Origin of the sequence: Mesorhizobium jarvisii (assembly GCF_003601985.1) — a bacterium.
GTDB classification, from domain to species: Bacteria; Pseudomonadota; Alphaproteobacteria; order Rhizobiales; family Rhizobiaceae; genus Mesorhizobium; species Mesorhizobium jarvisii.
On the sequence record NZ_QZXA01000007.1, the window covers coordinates 299,363 to 312,819 of the forward strand.

Annotated in this window: 13 protein-coding genes; 12 read left to right on the plus strand and 1 reads right to left on the minus strand. The window is 63.1% G+C overall.

Annotated elements, in window-relative coordinates:
- The 11 genes from D3242_RS19705 (at window position 1) to D3242_RS19755 (ending at window position 10,844) form a co-directional block, all read left to right on the plus strand.
- Window positions 1–972 carry a small ribosomal subunit Rsm22 family protein gene (locus tag D3242_RS19705; RefSeq protein ID WP_064984974.1) on the plus strand — a complete coding sequence of 324 codons (972 nt, stop codon included), beginning with the start codon at window positions 1–3 and terminating at the stop codon, window positions 970–972.
- A gap of 142 nt (window positions 973–1,114) precedes the next feature.
- Window positions 1,115–1,828 (plus strand): DUF1428 domain-containing protein, encoded by a 714-nt coding sequence (locus D3242_RS19710; protein WP_064984976.1) that lies wholly within the window; start codon window positions 1,115–1,117, stop codon window positions 1,826–1,828.
- A 28-nt stretch (window positions 1,829–1,856) separates the two neighbouring features.
- Complete coding sequence (locus D3242_RS19715) at window positions 1,857–2,222, plus strand: YciI family protein (protein WP_027046676.1); 366 nt, start codon at window positions 1,857–1,859, stop codon at window positions 2,220–2,222.
- Window positions 2,219–3,472, plus strand: coding sequence for an RNA polymerase sigma factor (locus D3242_RS19720; protein ID WP_064984978.1), 1,254 nt, complete (start codon window positions 2,219–2,221; stop codon window positions 3,470–3,472). Before D3242_RS19715 ends, D3242_RS19720 begins: the two co-directional genes overlap by 4 nt.
- Before the next feature lie 199 nt (window positions 3,473–3,671).
- Window positions 3,672–5,162, plus strand: a complete 1,491-nt coding sequence (locus D3242_RS19725) for a replicative DNA helicase (RefSeq protein ID WP_019857258.1) — start codon at window positions 3,672–3,674, stop codon at window positions 5,160–5,162.
- 66 nt (window positions 5,163–5,228) lie between these two features.
- Complete coding sequence (radA, locus tag D3242_RS19730) at window positions 5,229–6,632, plus strand: DNA repair protein RadA (protein ID WP_019857257.1); 1,404 nt, start codon at window positions 5,229–5,231, stop codon at window positions 6,630–6,632.
- 47 nt (window positions 6,633–6,679) lie between these two features.
- On the plus strand, window positions 6,680–7,348 hold the full coding sequence (locus D3242_RS19735; RefSeq protein ID WP_019857256.1) for a CvpA family protein: 669 nt from the start codon (window positions 6,680–6,682) through the stop codon (window positions 7,346–7,348).
- 104 nt (window positions 7,349–7,452) lie between these two features.
- The gene (gene purF, locus D3242_RS19740) at window positions 7,453–8,922 is read left to right on the plus strand and encodes an amidophosphoribosyltransferase (RefSeq protein ID WP_019857255.1); all 1,470 of its coding nucleotides are present in this window, start codon (window positions 7,453–7,455) and stop codon (window positions 8,920–8,922) included.
- Window positions 8,923–8,946: 24 nt separating this feature from the next.
- Window positions 8,947–9,687 carry an SDR family NAD(P)-dependent oxidoreductase gene (locus tag D3242_RS19745; RefSeq protein ID WP_064984980.1) on the plus strand — a complete coding sequence of 247 codons (741 nt, stop codon included), beginning with the start codon at window positions 8,947–8,949 and terminating at the stop codon, window positions 9,685–9,687.
- A 124-nt stretch (window positions 9,688–9,811) separates the two neighbouring features.
- Window positions 9,812–10,453 (plus strand): hypothetical protein, encoded by a 642-nt coding sequence (locus tag D3242_RS19750; RefSeq protein ID WP_019857253.1) that lies wholly within the window; start codon window positions 9,812–9,814, stop codon window positions 10,451–10,453.
- A 172-nt stretch (window positions 10,454–10,625) separates the two neighbouring features.
- On the plus strand, window positions 10,626–10,844 hold the full coding sequence (locus D3242_RS19755; RefSeq protein WP_015318519.1) for a hypothetical protein: 219 nt from the start codon (window positions 10,626–10,628) through the stop codon (window positions 10,842–10,844).
- Between the two features lie 50 nt (window positions 10,845–10,894).
- On the opposite strand, the gene D3242_RS19760 is transcribed toward D3242_RS19755, so the two are convergent.
- A complete protein-coding gene (locus D3242_RS19760; protein ID WP_027046675.1) occupies window positions 10,895–11,401 on the minus strand; it encodes an OsmC family protein in 507 nt (168 codons plus the stop codon).
- Between the two features lie 147 nt (window positions 11,402–11,548).
- Here D3242_RS19760 and D3242_RS19765 point away from each other — a divergent pair, with 147 nt between their 5' ends.
- On the plus strand, window positions 11,549–13,420 hold the full coding sequence (locus tag D3242_RS19765; RefSeq protein WP_081296147.1) for a WG repeat-containing protein: 1,872 nt from the start codon (window positions 11,549–11,551) through the stop codon (window positions 13,418–13,420).
- Window positions 13,421–13,457 lie beyond the last annotated feature (37 nt).

Sequence of the window (13,457 nt, forward strand, 5' to 3'; positions counted from 1 at the left end):
GTGGAACTGCCGGCCCCTCTTCGACAAGCCGTCGATCGCATCCTGGAAGAAATCCCGCTGCCTGAACTGAAGCAAGCGGCGAAAACCCTGTCGGACCGCTACCGCGCTGAACTGCGCGACGGCCGCCTGCACATGGCGCAGGATATGGCGGTCAAAGCCTATCTGGCGACGCGGCTGCCGGCGACCTATGCCGCGGTCCGCGACAGTCTCGACGCACTGAACGCGACCCGGCCGGACTTCGAGCCGAAAGCCCTGCTCGATGTCGGCGCCGGTCCTGGTACGGTTCTTTGGGCCACCAACGATCTCTGGCCCGATCTCGAACAGGCTGTGCTGTTGGAAGCGAGTGCCGCGGTGCGCAAGGTCGGCGAGATGCTTGCCGCCGATGCCATCACAACCCGAACCGTCTGGCGTGCCGGCGACGTCACAACAGACCTTGCCGATCTTCGGCCGGCGGAGCTCGTCACCTGCGCCTATGTGCTGGACGAGATCGTGCCGGCATCGTTGCCCAAAATGGTCGACCGGCTGTGGCAACTGACGACAGATACGCTGCTGATCGTCGAGCCGGGCACGCCGGCGGGCTGGCAGCGCATTCTGGCGGTGCGCGCGCAGTTGATCGCCGCCGGGGCGCATCTGCTGGCGCCTTGTCCGCACGAGGCGCCCTGCCCGCTTACCCCACCCGACTGGTGCCACTTTTCCCGTCGCGTCGCCCGCTCGCGCCTGCACCGGCTGGCCAAGGACGCCGATGTTCCGTGGGAAGACGAGAAATTCATCTTTGTCGCCGCGTCGCGCCAGCCGGCCGCCTCGCACGCCGCGCGGGTCATCGCACCGCCGAAATCCGGTTCGGGCAAGGTTCTGCTCAAGCTTTGCCAGGAAGACGGCACGGCCACGGAGCAACTGTTCACCAAGCGTGACGGCGCCGACTTCAAGCTGGCCCGGCGGCTCGACTGGGGCGACAGACTGGTGTCCGAATAGAGCGCCACGGCACTCAGACAGCGCCGCCCAAGAAAAATTTCGCAGCCATGTCGAATCCGGGCTGGGCCGTTCGACCATTGGCGTTCTCGGAGCTTCCGGGAAGCCAAAGCGTCAAGCAGCATCAGCCAACAGGAGAAAGACAGTGAACTATATCGCAGGATTTGTCGCCGCCGTGCCCGCCGCCAGCAAGGAAGCCTATCGCAGGCATGTCACCGAGGCGGCGTCGGTGCTGAAGGAATTCGGCACGACCCGGATGGTTGAAGCCTGGGGTGACGACGTGCCCGGCGGCAAGACCACCGACTTCAGGCGCGCCGTGAAGGCAACGCCGGACGAGGTCGTCATCTTTTCGTGGCACGAATATCCCGACAAGGCAGCGGCGGACGCCGCCTACCACACGATGATGAGCGATCCGCGTCTGGCGAAGATCGTCGCAACGATGCCCTTCGACGGCCAGCGCATGATGATAGGCGGCTTCGCATCGATCATCGACGAAGGCGCTTCCGGCAAGCCCGGGTATATTGATGGCTCTCTGGTGCCAGTTCCCATCGCCAACAAGGCCGCCTACCTTGCCGTGGCGTCAAAGCATGCCGCCGTGATCGGGGAATTCGGCGCCACCCGCATCGTCGAAGCCTGGGGCGACGACATCTCCGACGGCGAGGTCACCGACTACAGGACAGCGGTGAAGGCGACGGACGGGGAAGCCATCGTCTATTCCTGGGTGGAATGGCCGTCGAAGCAGGTTCGTGACGAAGGCTGGAAGAAGGTGATTGCCGATCCGCGCATGTATGCCGACATCATGCCCTACGACAACCATCGAAGGGTCCATGGCGGCTTCGCGCCGATCCGCGACGCCTGACATCGCAAATCAAGACCAGGAAACCATCATGCGCTATGCCTGTCTCATCTACTACCATCCTCAGACACTCTTCGGCGGAAGTCCGCAGGCCAATGCGGCGCTTGCCGAGTGCGCTGGATACGACGAGGTGCTCAAGGCCAGCGGCCATTTCGTCGCCGCCGAGGCCCTGGTGCTGCCAGAAGAAGCGATGACCTTGCAGGTCCGCGACGGCAAGATGTCGGCGGTCGACGGCCCGTTCATGGAGACCAAGGAAATGCTGGGCGGGATCATCGTCATCGAGGCCCGCGACCTCAACGAGGCCGTGCGAGTGGCAAGCGGACATCCTTTGGCCACGATCGGCCACATTGAAGTCCGTCCGGTCGTCGACTTCAGCCAGCCCCGGCCGGTGCTGTGAGCGTCGCCGGCACGCATGCCTGCCTGGAGACGGTGTATCGCACCGAGGCGCGGCGCGTGCTGGCGACCTTGATCCGCCTGCTCGGCGGGTTCGACGCGGCGGAGGAGGCCCTACATGAGGCCTTTGCCGCCGCCGCCGAGCAATGGCCGCGCCAAGGCCTGCCGGCCAATCCCTATTCCTGGCTGGTCTCGGCCGGCCGCTTCAGAACCATCGATTGCTGGCGCCGGGAAGCGCGGCTGGCCGGCACTTTGCCGGAACTGTTGGCCTTGAGCGAACAGATAGCGGAACCGATCACGCCTGAAGACATAGCGGACGATGAACTGCGGCTCATCTTCGTCTGCTGCCATGCGGCGCTGGCGCCGGACGCACGCATTGCCTTGACCCTGCGCGAGGTGGGCGGCTTGACCACCGAAGAGATCGCCCGTGCCTATCTGACGCCGGCGCCGACCATCGCCCAGCGTATCGTTCGGGCCAAGGCAAAGATCCGCGACGAGGCCATCCCCTACGAAGTCCCCGACCGCAACCAGTTGCCGGCGCGCCTCGAAAGTGCGTTGCAGGTGATCTACCTGATCTTCAACGAGGGTTACGCGGCAACCCAGGGACCAAGCCTGACGCGGGCCGATCTGTGCGCCGAGGCGATCCGCCTCGGCCGGCTGGTGGTGGATTTGCTCGACCAGCCCGAAGCACATGGGCTGCTGGCGTTGATGTTGCTGCATGAGGCAAGGCGTGCGACGCGGGTCGATGCGAATGGCGACCTCGTCCTGCTCGAAGATCAGGACCGGTCGCTATGGGACCGCGGGCTGATCGGCGAAGCCAACGGCCTCATTGGGCGGGCGCTCGCTTCGCGACAGGTTGGACCCTACATCCTCCAGGCGGCCATTGCCTCCATCCACGCGGAAGCGGCGAGGACGGCGGACACCGACTGGACCCAGATCGTTGCACTTTATGATGTGCTGGGGCGCGTCGCCGCCTCCCCGGTGGTGACGCTGAACCGTGCCGCCGCCCTTGGCATGCGCGACGGGCCACAAGCCGGTCTAACGGCGATCGAAGACGTGATGGCACAAGGCAGCCTCGATGGCTACCATCTGGCACACGCGGCGCGGGCCGATATGTTGCGCAGGTTAGGCCTAGCCGAAGCTGCACGCGCCTCCTACCAGCGGGCGCTGGACCTGACCCGCCAGCCGGCAGAACGACGTTTCCTAGAGACTCGTCTCGATCAACTCGCCGAACATCGCACCCTGCGCGACTAGACTCGTCCGACCTTGTTGCAGTGTATTTTCCTGTTTTGTTCCTGATGCAGATTCGCTACGGTCGGCCGCCTGATTCGAGTCAATCGGGATTCTTTCCACCGATTTTTTTGTGCTGTGAACAAGCAGGAGAGGACGACGAATCTTCACCCGCCCTTAACGTGGTCTGCTACGGCAAGGTGGGATTGAAATCGGGGATGTCATGGCAGAGGCAGCGCGGAAATTCGGTGTGGCGGAGCAACCGCTCTATCGCGAGGCACCGAACAATATCGAGGCCGAGCAGGCGCTGCTCGGCGCGATCCTCGTCAACAACGATGCCTTCTACCGCGTCTCCGACTTCCTGAAGCCAGGCCACTTCTACGAACCCCTACATCGCAGGATCTTCGAGATCGCCGCCGAGCTCATCCGCATGGGCAAGGTGGCGACGCCGATCACCTTGAAGACCTTCCTGCCGGCCGACGAAAAGGTCGGCGACATGACGGTGGCGCAATATATCGTGCGCCTGGCGGTCGAAGCCGTCACCGTCGTCAACGCCACCGACTACGGCCGCGCCATCTATGATTTGGCGACGCGCCGCGCGCTGATCACGGTCGGCGAGGACATGGTCAACATCGCCTATGACGCGCCGGTCGACATGTCGCCGTCCGAGCAGATCGAGGACGCCGAGCGCCGCCTGTTCGAACTGGCCGAAACCGGCCGCTACGATGGCGGCTTCGAGAGCTTCACCGACGCGGTCAAGACGGCCGTCGACATGGCCAACGCGGCCTATATGCGCGACGGCCATCTGTCGGGTCTTGCCACCGGCATGCGCGATCTCGACCGCCGCATGGGCGGCCTGCAATCGTCCGATCTGATCGTGCTTGCCGGACGCCCGGGCATGGGCAAGACGTCGCTCGCCACCAACATCGCCTTCAACATCGCCGAGGCTTATGTGCCGGCGCAGCAGGCCGATGGCTCATTCAAGGCGGCCAATGGCGGCGTGGTCGGGTTCTTTTCGCTCGAAATGTCGTCCGAACAGCTGGCGACCCGTATTATTTCCGAGCAGACGGAAATCTCGTCGTCAAAAATCCGCCGCGGCGAGATCAGCGAAATGGACTTCGAAAAACTGGTCGCCTGTTCGCAGACCATGCAGAAGATCCCGCTTTTCATCGACCAGACCGGTGGTATTTCCATTGCGCAGTTGTCGGCCCGCGCGCGTCGCCTGAAGCGCCAGCGCGGCCTCGACCTGATCGTCATCGACTATATCCAGCTGATGCAGGGTTCATCCGCCAGGGCCTCGCAGAACCGCGTGCAGGAAATCACCGAGATCACCACGGGCCTGAAGGCGCTGGCCAAGGAACTCGCCGTGCCGATCATCGCCCTGTCGCAGCTGTCGCGTCAGGTCGAAAGCCGCGAGGACAAACGTCCACAGCTCTCCGACTTGCGTGAATCCGGCTCGATCGAGCAGGACGCCGACGTCGTGATGTTCGTCTATCGCGAGGAGTATTACCTCAAGAACCGCGAGCCGAAGCTTGGCACCGAGGAATACGTCAAGTGGGAAAACGAGATGAACGAGATGCGCGGCAAGGCCGAGGTGATCGTCGCCAAGCAGCGCCACGGCCCGACAGGCTCGGTAACGCTCGCCTTCCACGGCGAATTCACCCGCTTCTCCGATCTGGCGGAAGAGCATCATATTGCGGAGAGGTTTGAGTGACCTTTTGAGACAGGCCTCGACCCTTCCAGCACCTTTGTGCACGTATGTGACGGCAGGCCACGCCTGATGGCCAAATCGCGCGTCCAGTTCATCTGCCAGAATTGCGGATCGGTGCATCAGCGGTGGGCCGGCAAATGCGATGCCTGCGGCGAATGGAACACGCTGGTCGAGGAAGGCACCTCTGGCGGCATCGGCTCGGGGCCTGCCAATACGCGCAACGCCCGCAAGGGCCGCGCGGTGGTGCTGACCACCCTTTCCGGCGACATCGAGGACGCGCCGCGCATCATCTCGGGCATCGGCGAACTCGACCGCGCCACCGGCGGCGGTTTCGTGCGCGGCTCCGCACTTCTGGTCGGCGGCGATCCCGGCATCGGCAAGTCGACGCTGCTCACCCAGGCTGCCGCTGCGCTGGCGTCGCGAGGTCACCGCATCGTCTATGTCTCGGGCGAAGAAGCCGTCGCGCAGATCAGGCTGAGGGCGCAGCGGCTCGGCGTCGCCGACACGCCGGTGGAACTGGCGGCCGAGACCAATGTCGAGGACATTCTCGCCACGATCGCCGACGGCAAGCGGCCGGACCTGGTCATTCTCGATTCCATCCAGACGCTGTGGACCGACCTTGCCGATTCGGCGCCGGGTACGGTCACCCAGGTGCGCGCCTCCGCCCAGGCGATGATCCGCTATGCGAAATCCACCGGTGCCGCGATCGTGCTGGTCGGCCATGTCACCAAGGAAGGCCAGATCGCCGGCCCGCGCGTGGTCGAGCACATGGTCGACGGCGTGCTCTATTTCGAGGGCGAAGGCGGCCACCATTACCGCATCCTGCGCACGGTGAAGAACCGCTTCGGACCGACCGACGAAATCGGCGTCTTCGAAATGTCGGACAAGGGTTTGCGCGAAGTCTCCAACCCGTCGGAGCTGTTTCTCGGCGAGCGGCATGCCAAGTCTCCGGGTGCCGCCGTTTTCGCCGGTATGGAAGGCACGAGGCCGGTTCTGGTCGAGATCCAGGCGCTGGTAGCGCAATCCTCGCTCGGCACGCCGCGCCGGGCAGTGGTCGGCTGGGACGGCGCTCGACTGTCGATGGTGCTGGCGGTGCTGGAGGCGCATTGCGGCGTTCGCTTCGGCCAGCACGACGTCTATCTCAACGTCGCCGGCGGCTATCGCATCAGCGAGCCGGCGGCCGATCTCGCGGTCGCAGCCGCACTGGTTTCCTCGCTCACCGGTCTTGCCCTTCCCGCCGATTGCGTCTATTTCGGCGAAATCAGCCTTTCGGGTGCTGTGAGGCCGGTTGCGCATGCGCAGCAGCGCCTCAAGGAAGCCGAAAAGCTGGGTTTTGGTAGCGCGGTTCTGCCCTTGGGCAGCGAGGAACTTGCCGGAGGGATCGGGGCCGGTGCTTTCCAGCCCACCGAGCTTGCCGACCTCGTGGCACGCATAGCCGGCTCACGTCGAAGCCGCGTGGACGACGAAGAATGACGCGGCTCGCCGAGCCGTGAAAAAGAGATCGGAGTGGGGCGAAAGACATGCCGATTACGCTGCTTGACGGAATCCTGGTCGGCTTCACCCTGGTCTCGGCGATGCTCGCCATGGTTCGCGGCTTTTCGCGCGAGGTCCTGTCGGTCGTCTCATGGGCGGCAGCGGCGGCGGCGGCTTTCTTCTTCTACAAGCCCGTCCTGCCCTATCTGAAGCCCTACATCGAGAATGAGAAGATCGCCATGGCGGCCTCCGCCGGCGTCGTCTTCGTCGTCGCGCTGATTGTCGTCTCCGTCATCACCATGAAGCTCGCCGACTGGATCATCGATTCGCGGATAGGCGCACTCGACCGCACGCTCGGTTTCCTCTATGGCGCCGCGCGCGGCATCCTGGTCGTCGCGGTGGCGCTTTTGTTCTTCAACTGGCTGGCCGGCGCCAAGGCCCCGGCCTGGGTGACCGACGCCAAATCACGGCCATTGCTGGAATCGATCGGCGCCAAGATCGAGAACCTGCTGCCCGCCGACACCGAAAACGCAATCCTCAAGAAGCTCAGCCCGAAAGCGGGTGGCGAGACTCCGGCCGCCCCGGATGCGCCAGCGGCGGATGTGCCGGCAACAGGTGACGATGCAAATGCGCCGGCCCCGGACGACAATGACGCTGGCCCCGCGGACAACACAGCCAAGCCAGCACCGGCCGCACCAGCAGCACCGGCAAACTGACCCCCCGAAAGGGCGCCCGAGCAGACGATGGTGTGAACGACTTTACGGCGCGCGTTGCTTTCGACGCGAACCCGCATTATATGGCGATTTTAGCGGAGCTTAAGATGGCAGACGCAGACGACGTGCTTTCCGCCGAGGCCGACGACCATTTCCACGACGAATGCGGTGTCTTCGGCATTTTCGGCCGGCAGGACGCAGCGGCAATCGTCACACTCGGCCTGCATGCGCTGCAGCATCGGGGCCAGGAAGCGGCAGGCATCGTTTCCTATGACGGCAGCCAGTTCCATGTCGAACGCCATGTCGGCCTGATCGGCGACACTTTCACCAAGCAGCGCGTCATTGACAGCCTGCAAGGCAACCGCGCCATCGGCCATACGCGCTACGCCACGACAGGCGGCGCCGGCATGCGCAACATCCAGCCCTTCTTCGCCGAGTTGGCCGATGGCGGCTTCGCCGTCGCCCACAATGGCAATTTGACCAACGCCATGACGGTGCAGCGCGCGCTGCAGAAGCAGGGCGCGATCTTCTCCTCGACCTCCGACACCGAGACGCTTCTGCATCTGGTTGCGACCAGCAAGGAACGCGACCTCAACTCGCGCTTCATCGACGCCGTGCGGCAGGTTGAAGGTGCCTTCTCGCTGGTGGCGATGACGGCCAAGAAGATGATCGGCTGCCGCGATCCGCTCGGCATCCGCCCGCTGGTGCTGGGCGACCTCGACGGTGCCTGGATCCTCGCTTCCGAGACCTGCGCGCTCGATATCATCGGTGCGCGTTTCGTGCGCGACCTGAAGCCCGGCGAGATGGTCGTCGTCACCTCCAAGGGCATTGAAAGCCTGTTCCCGTTCGAGCCGCAGAAAACGCGCTTCTGCATCTTCGAATATGTTTATTTCGCCCGGCCGGATTCTTCGGTCGAGGGCCGCAACGTCTACGAGGTGCGCAAGCGCATCGGCGCAGAGCTGGCACAGGAAAACCCCGTCGAGGCCGACATCGTCGTGCCGGTGCCGGATTCGGGCACGCCCGCTGCGATCGGCTTCAGCCAGGCGGCCGGCATTCCCTTCGAGCTCGGCATCATCCGCAACCACTATGTCGGCCGTACCTTCATCCAGCCCGGCGATTCGATCCGCCACATGGGCGTCAAGCTGAAGCACAACGCCAACCGCCGTATGATCGAGGGCAAGCGTGTCGTGCTGGTCGACGATTCGATCGTGCGCGGCACCACCAGCCAGAAGATCGTGCAGATGGTGCGCGATGCCGGCGCCCGGGAAGTGCATATGCGCATTGCTTCGCCGCCGACTAGCGCCTCCTGCTTCTACGGCGTCGACACGCCGGAGAAATCGAAGCTCCTGGCTTCGCGCATGTCGGTGGAAGAGATGGCCGAATTCATCCGTGTCGATTCGCTGGGCTTCCTCTCCATCAACGGCCTCTACCGCGCGGTCGGCGAGGCCAGCCGCAACGATGAGCAACCGCAGTTCTGCGACGCCTGCTTCACCGGCCAATATCCCACCCGCCTGCTCGACTTCGAAGGCCACGACAATGTGCGCACGCTGTCGCTGCTGGCGAACAGTGGGGCGTAGGCCAGACCTTACGGAAATTCTCGCATGACCCTCGACCTTACCGGCCGCGTCGCGGTCGTCACCGGCGCCTCGCGCGGCATCGGCTATTTCATCGCCAGGGAATTGGCCGCCGCCGGGGCGCATGTCATCGCGGTCGCGCGTACGGTCGGCGGGCTGGAAGAACTCGACGACCAGATCAAGGCGGCCGGCGGCCAGGCGACACTGGTGCCGCTCGACCTCGCCGACATGGCCGGCATCGACCGGCTGGGCGGCGCCATCCATGAACGCTGGGGCAAGCTCGACATCCTGGTCGCCAATGCCGGTGTGCTGGGCGTCATCTCGCCAATCGGCCATGTCGAGGCCAAGACCTTCGAAAAGGTGATGACCATCAACGTCACCTCGACCTGGCGGCTGATCCGCTCGGTCGACCCGCTGCTCAGGCTTTCGGGTGCCGGCCGGGCCATCATCCTGTCGTCCAACGCGGCGCATTCGGCACGCGCTTTCTGGGCACCTTACGCGGCTTCGAAGGCGGCGGTCGAGACCATGATGCGCTCCTGGGCGCATGAGACGCAAAGCCTGCCGCTGCGCGTCAATGCCGCCGACCCAGGCGCCACCCGCACCGCCATGCGGGCCCAGGCCGTGCCAGGCGAGGATCCGGAGACGCTGCCGCACCCTTCCGAGATCGCCAAGCGTATCGTGCCGTTGGCCAGCCCGGAGCTGAAAGAGACCGGGCTGATCTTCCAGGCCAAGCACAACCGTTTCGTCGCCTACAGGCAGCCCGAATAAATTCGCGCCTAGGTTTTGACGGCTCCCGGAACCGCTGCCCGCATTTGGGTGGCCTATGTCAGGGATTAAAAGAGCCTCCGGCTACGTTCTTCGAACGTAGGACATTCGAAACCGGAGGATCGATATGCGCAGACTTCTTTTCGTTGCCGCCACCGCCTTTGCAGCCGCTCTCGGCGCGACATCAGGTGTGGCCGTCTCGCAAGATGCCAAGATGAGTTTCTTCGTCACCAGTGTCGGCTCCGGCAAGGGCGCCGATCTCGGCGGCCTGAAGGGAGCCGACGCGCATTGCGCTTCGCTGGCCGAAGCAGCCGGCGTCACCGGCAAGAGCTGGCATGCCTATCTCTCAACAAGCGCCGAGGATGCCCGCGACCGCATCGGCAAAGGCCCTTGGTTCAACGCCAAGGGTGAGAAAATCGCCGACGATGTCGCCTCGCTGCACGGCGACGCCAACGGCATCACCAAGCAGACGGCGCTGAATGAAAAGGGCGAAGTGGTGAATGGCCGCGGCGACACACCGAACCGGCATGACATGCTGACAGGGTCGAAACCCGACGGCACCAGGATTGCCGACCAGACCTGCGGCGACTGGACGATGAGCGGCGCCGAAGGGGCGGCAATGATGGGTCATCATGACCGCACCGGGCTCGACGATTCCGCGGCGGCAAAATCGTGGAATTCCTCGCATGCCTCACGCGGCGGCTGCAGCCAGGAAGCCCTGAAGGGCACCGGTGGCGACGGGTTGTTTTACTGCTTTGCAACCAACTGAGCAGCGTAGGTCGCAAACCCTACCCAGAGACCCGCCACATCATCACGCGGCTGTGATCTGAGGGGGAAAAGCTGCGCGGCGGTCATGCTTTCGTCATTTCCCCGGAGTTGTTAGGATCGTAGCGACTCCCACAACAGCGAGAGCCCACACTGGGCAGAACAAGGAAACTCCCATGGCTACGACCGCAGCATTGGTCTGGTATCTGGTAATCGCCGGTCCACAGGGCGGCATGGTGGTGCTGCCCAGCACCTTCGACAAGCGCGAACAGTGCACCGCAGCCATCACCGAATATCAGAAGCAGCCGACCCCCGCTGGCTGGTCCGTGCAGTGCGTGCCGAGCGCCTCGCCCTTCACCGATGAGGGCGATGCCGAGGAACCGGCCGCGCAGTAAGCATCCGTCGCAACAAGGCCCGCAGCCGTTGGCTGCGGGCCTTGTTGTTTTCAGTGCCGGGCACTCACCGTCAATTCCGGCTTCTGGCTGATGGTCTGGAACACCACGCAATAGCGTTCGGTCAGCTTCAGCAGTGAATCAATACGCTCCTGCGGTTCATCCGTGCCGAGAGCGAAATTGAGCCGGATGGCACGAAAACCGACCGGTGCATCCTTGGCGACACCAAGGGTGCCGCGAAAATCGAGATCGCCTTCGGCTTCCACCGTTGCGGCGCCGAGCTTGAACTCGAGCGCCGTCGCCACTGCCTTCAACGTCACCCCGGCGCAAGCCACGAGTGCTTCCAAGAGCATGTCGCCGGAGCAGAGCTCGAGGCCTGAGCCGCCGGTTGCCGGATGCAGACCAGCGACAGCGATCGCCCTGCCCGTCTCCACCTTGCAGGCCACCGACTGGTCGTCGATAGAGCCCTTCGCTCTCAGCGTGATCAGCGCCTGCGAGGCATCCTCGCGATAGGCCTGCTTCAGCGGCGCCTGCATCGCCTTAAGTTCGGTGGCGTCCATTTCGTTGCCTCTTTCGTCTGTTTGCTTAGCGTCGTGATCGAGACAGTTCCGGCAGATCTGCAGAATAGGATTTCTGCCACAACCCGAAGCTATGGTTGTCGCGTTCGGTCGGTTTGAGGGAGCTCGGCATTGGTTGGGAAATGTCTGATGCACGCGCTGGCGATGGGGTTTGGCGCCCTGGTGGTCTTTGCCCCGACCGACCAAGCGGCCTCATTCGTCCTCATGTCCTGTTCACCCGGCCAGTTTGCAGGAAAGCCGGCAGAGCCAAATGGCTTGACGGTCGCCTGTGGTGGCAGTTTCAACCTGTGCGGCTACGTTGACCAGTCAAAAAATCAGGTCATCCCATGGCGGTTCGAAGTCGCACTGCCTTTTTCCGACGGATTCGCCGGCGTCAGAATCAACGGAAAGTTTGGCTTCATCGACCGTGCGGGCAAGCTCGTGGTTCCCGCCAAATTCGACGTGGTTGCGGGCTTCACAAAAGGCCTTGCCGAGGTCGTGCTTGATGGCAAGGCGGGCGTCATAGATCGCTCGGGCAACTTCGTCGTCGAACCCAACTATGCGCGCGCGATGCCGTTCGGAGAAGATACGGTTCTTGTCAGCGAAGGTGCCTGGCAGGCGGCTGGTTTCAATGGCTGCGAAAGCCTGAGGGACGCTAAACGGACTTTGCAGCTCGACTTTGTCAAAAACCCCTCGCCGCAATATCGCCTCTGGCACGTTCGGACCCGATCCCTGAGTTCGGAAATCTACAGACTTCGATACTTCGACGACCCGGACCATCTGTTGCTTTGGGCCAGCACCGAAGACAACAATTTGGGCGAGTTCGGGCTCCTGCGATCGGATGGAACCTGGCAAATCACTCCCCGATATGAGGACGTGTCCCCACTCACCGATGGGTTCGCCACCGTGTGCAATATAAAGCCGACCCCGTCCGATCCGTCGAAGCGGAAGGTATGCGGCGCGGTAGACTCCAAAGGAGATCTCGTCGTGCCGATCAAGTTCGATGGCACCTTCTATTGGCGAAATGGCCTCAAGCTGGTTCGAAACGATGACAAAAAGGGAATCGTCGACATAAGCGGCCAACTCCTTGGCAGCCGTTATTTCGACGACGCCAGATTGGCTGAGAAAGGCGATGTCAGTATAGTTCGCATCGGCGATCAATGGGTTGGGCTCGACCGGCGCGGCCAGATTGTCGCGAACCCGGAAGACGGAGAAATCCTTTCCCAATGCCCTTCCGGCATCAAGGTGGAAAAACGGTCAGGCAAGTTTCGCTTCGTCGATGCGAATGGCAAGCCCACCGAATCCTATCTGTTTGAGCAGGCTTTTCTCAAGCTGGACTGCGACCGGCCAACCCCGGTTACCCTCAACGGCCAGTGGGGATTTGTCGACACAGGCGGCCATTTGCTGATGTCGAAGCCAAGCTTTGACAACGTCTACAATTTTCAGGACGGATATGCCGCTGTCGAGGAAGGTGGAAAGTGGGGCGTGATCGATGCCAAGGGCAGATACTCGGCAGCTCCGCAGTTTGACAATCTCCGGCCCGATGATGATGGCGTTTTCGTAATTGACGTCGATGGTCGGAAGTCATGGGTCAATGCTCAGGGACAGCAGGTACCCGAACCGACCCGCAAGAAGGATCGAGCAGCGGTACTTGCCTGCGGCGAGGATGGCGGTCACTTCTTCAGCACCGACACCACCGGCCAAACATTGTGGGGACTTGCCGCAGCCGACGGGACCGTTTTCGTTCCGCCAAAATATCGGGCGCTGCGGTGCTACGCGAACGGTCTTGCCTGGGTCGCTGACGACATGCGTCGGATGTGGTGCCAGATCGATACCCAAGGCGTCATCCGCAATCCGGCTGAATGCAGCCCGAACTTCAACGGCAGAATCATCTTTGACGCCAGTTTTGAGAAATTTTCCGATGATCGATACGAGAGCAGCGTGCTTTGGGAGCGCGCGCTTCTCGACTATGGCCGCGGGGTTCGCAAGGCACCGCCCAAGATTGTTGGCTCAGGGTTTTAAGTGACTTGTCAGCCGCTGCTGCAAGACCATGGCGGAT

Coding starts and splice junctions, on each gene's coding strand:
- D3242_RS19715 (WP_027046676.1), top strand. CDS start 1,857: ATGCGCTATGCCTGTCTCATCTACTACCATCCTCAGACACTCTTCGGC.
- D3242_RS19725 (WP_019857258.1), top strand. CDS start 3,672: ATGGCAGAGGCAGCGCGGAAATTCGGTGTGGCGGAGCAACCGCTCTAT.
- radA (WP_019857257.1), top strand. CDS start 5,229: ATGGCCAAATCGCGCGTCCAGTTCATCTGCCAGAATTGCGGATCGGTG.
- D3242_RS19735 (WP_019857256.1), top strand. CDS start 6,680: ATGCCGATTACGCTGCTTGACGGAATCCTGGTCGGCTTCACCCTGGTC.
- purF (WP_019857255.1), top strand. CDS start 7,453: ATGGCAGACGCAGACGACGTGCTTTCCGCCGAGGCCGACGACCATTTC.
- D3242_RS19745 (WP_064984980.1), top strand. CDS start 8,947: ATGACCCTCGACCTTACCGGCCGCGTCGCGGTCGTCACCGGCGCCTCG.
- D3242_RS19750 (WP_019857253.1), top strand. CDS start 9,812: ATGCGCAGACTTCTTTTCGTTGCCGCCACCGCCTTTGCAGCCGCTCTC.
- D3242_RS19755 (WP_015318519.1), top strand. CDS start 10,626: ATGGCTACGACCGCAGCATTGGTCTGGTATCTGGTAATCGCCGGTCCA.
- D3242_RS19760 (WP_027046675.1), bottom strand. CDS start 11,401: ATGGACGCCACCGAACTTAAGGCGATGCAGGCGCCGCTGAAGCAGGCC.
- D3242_RS19765 (WP_081296147.1), top strand. CDS start 11,549: ATGCACGCGCTGGCGATGGGGTTTGGCGCCCTGGTGGTCTTTGCCCCG.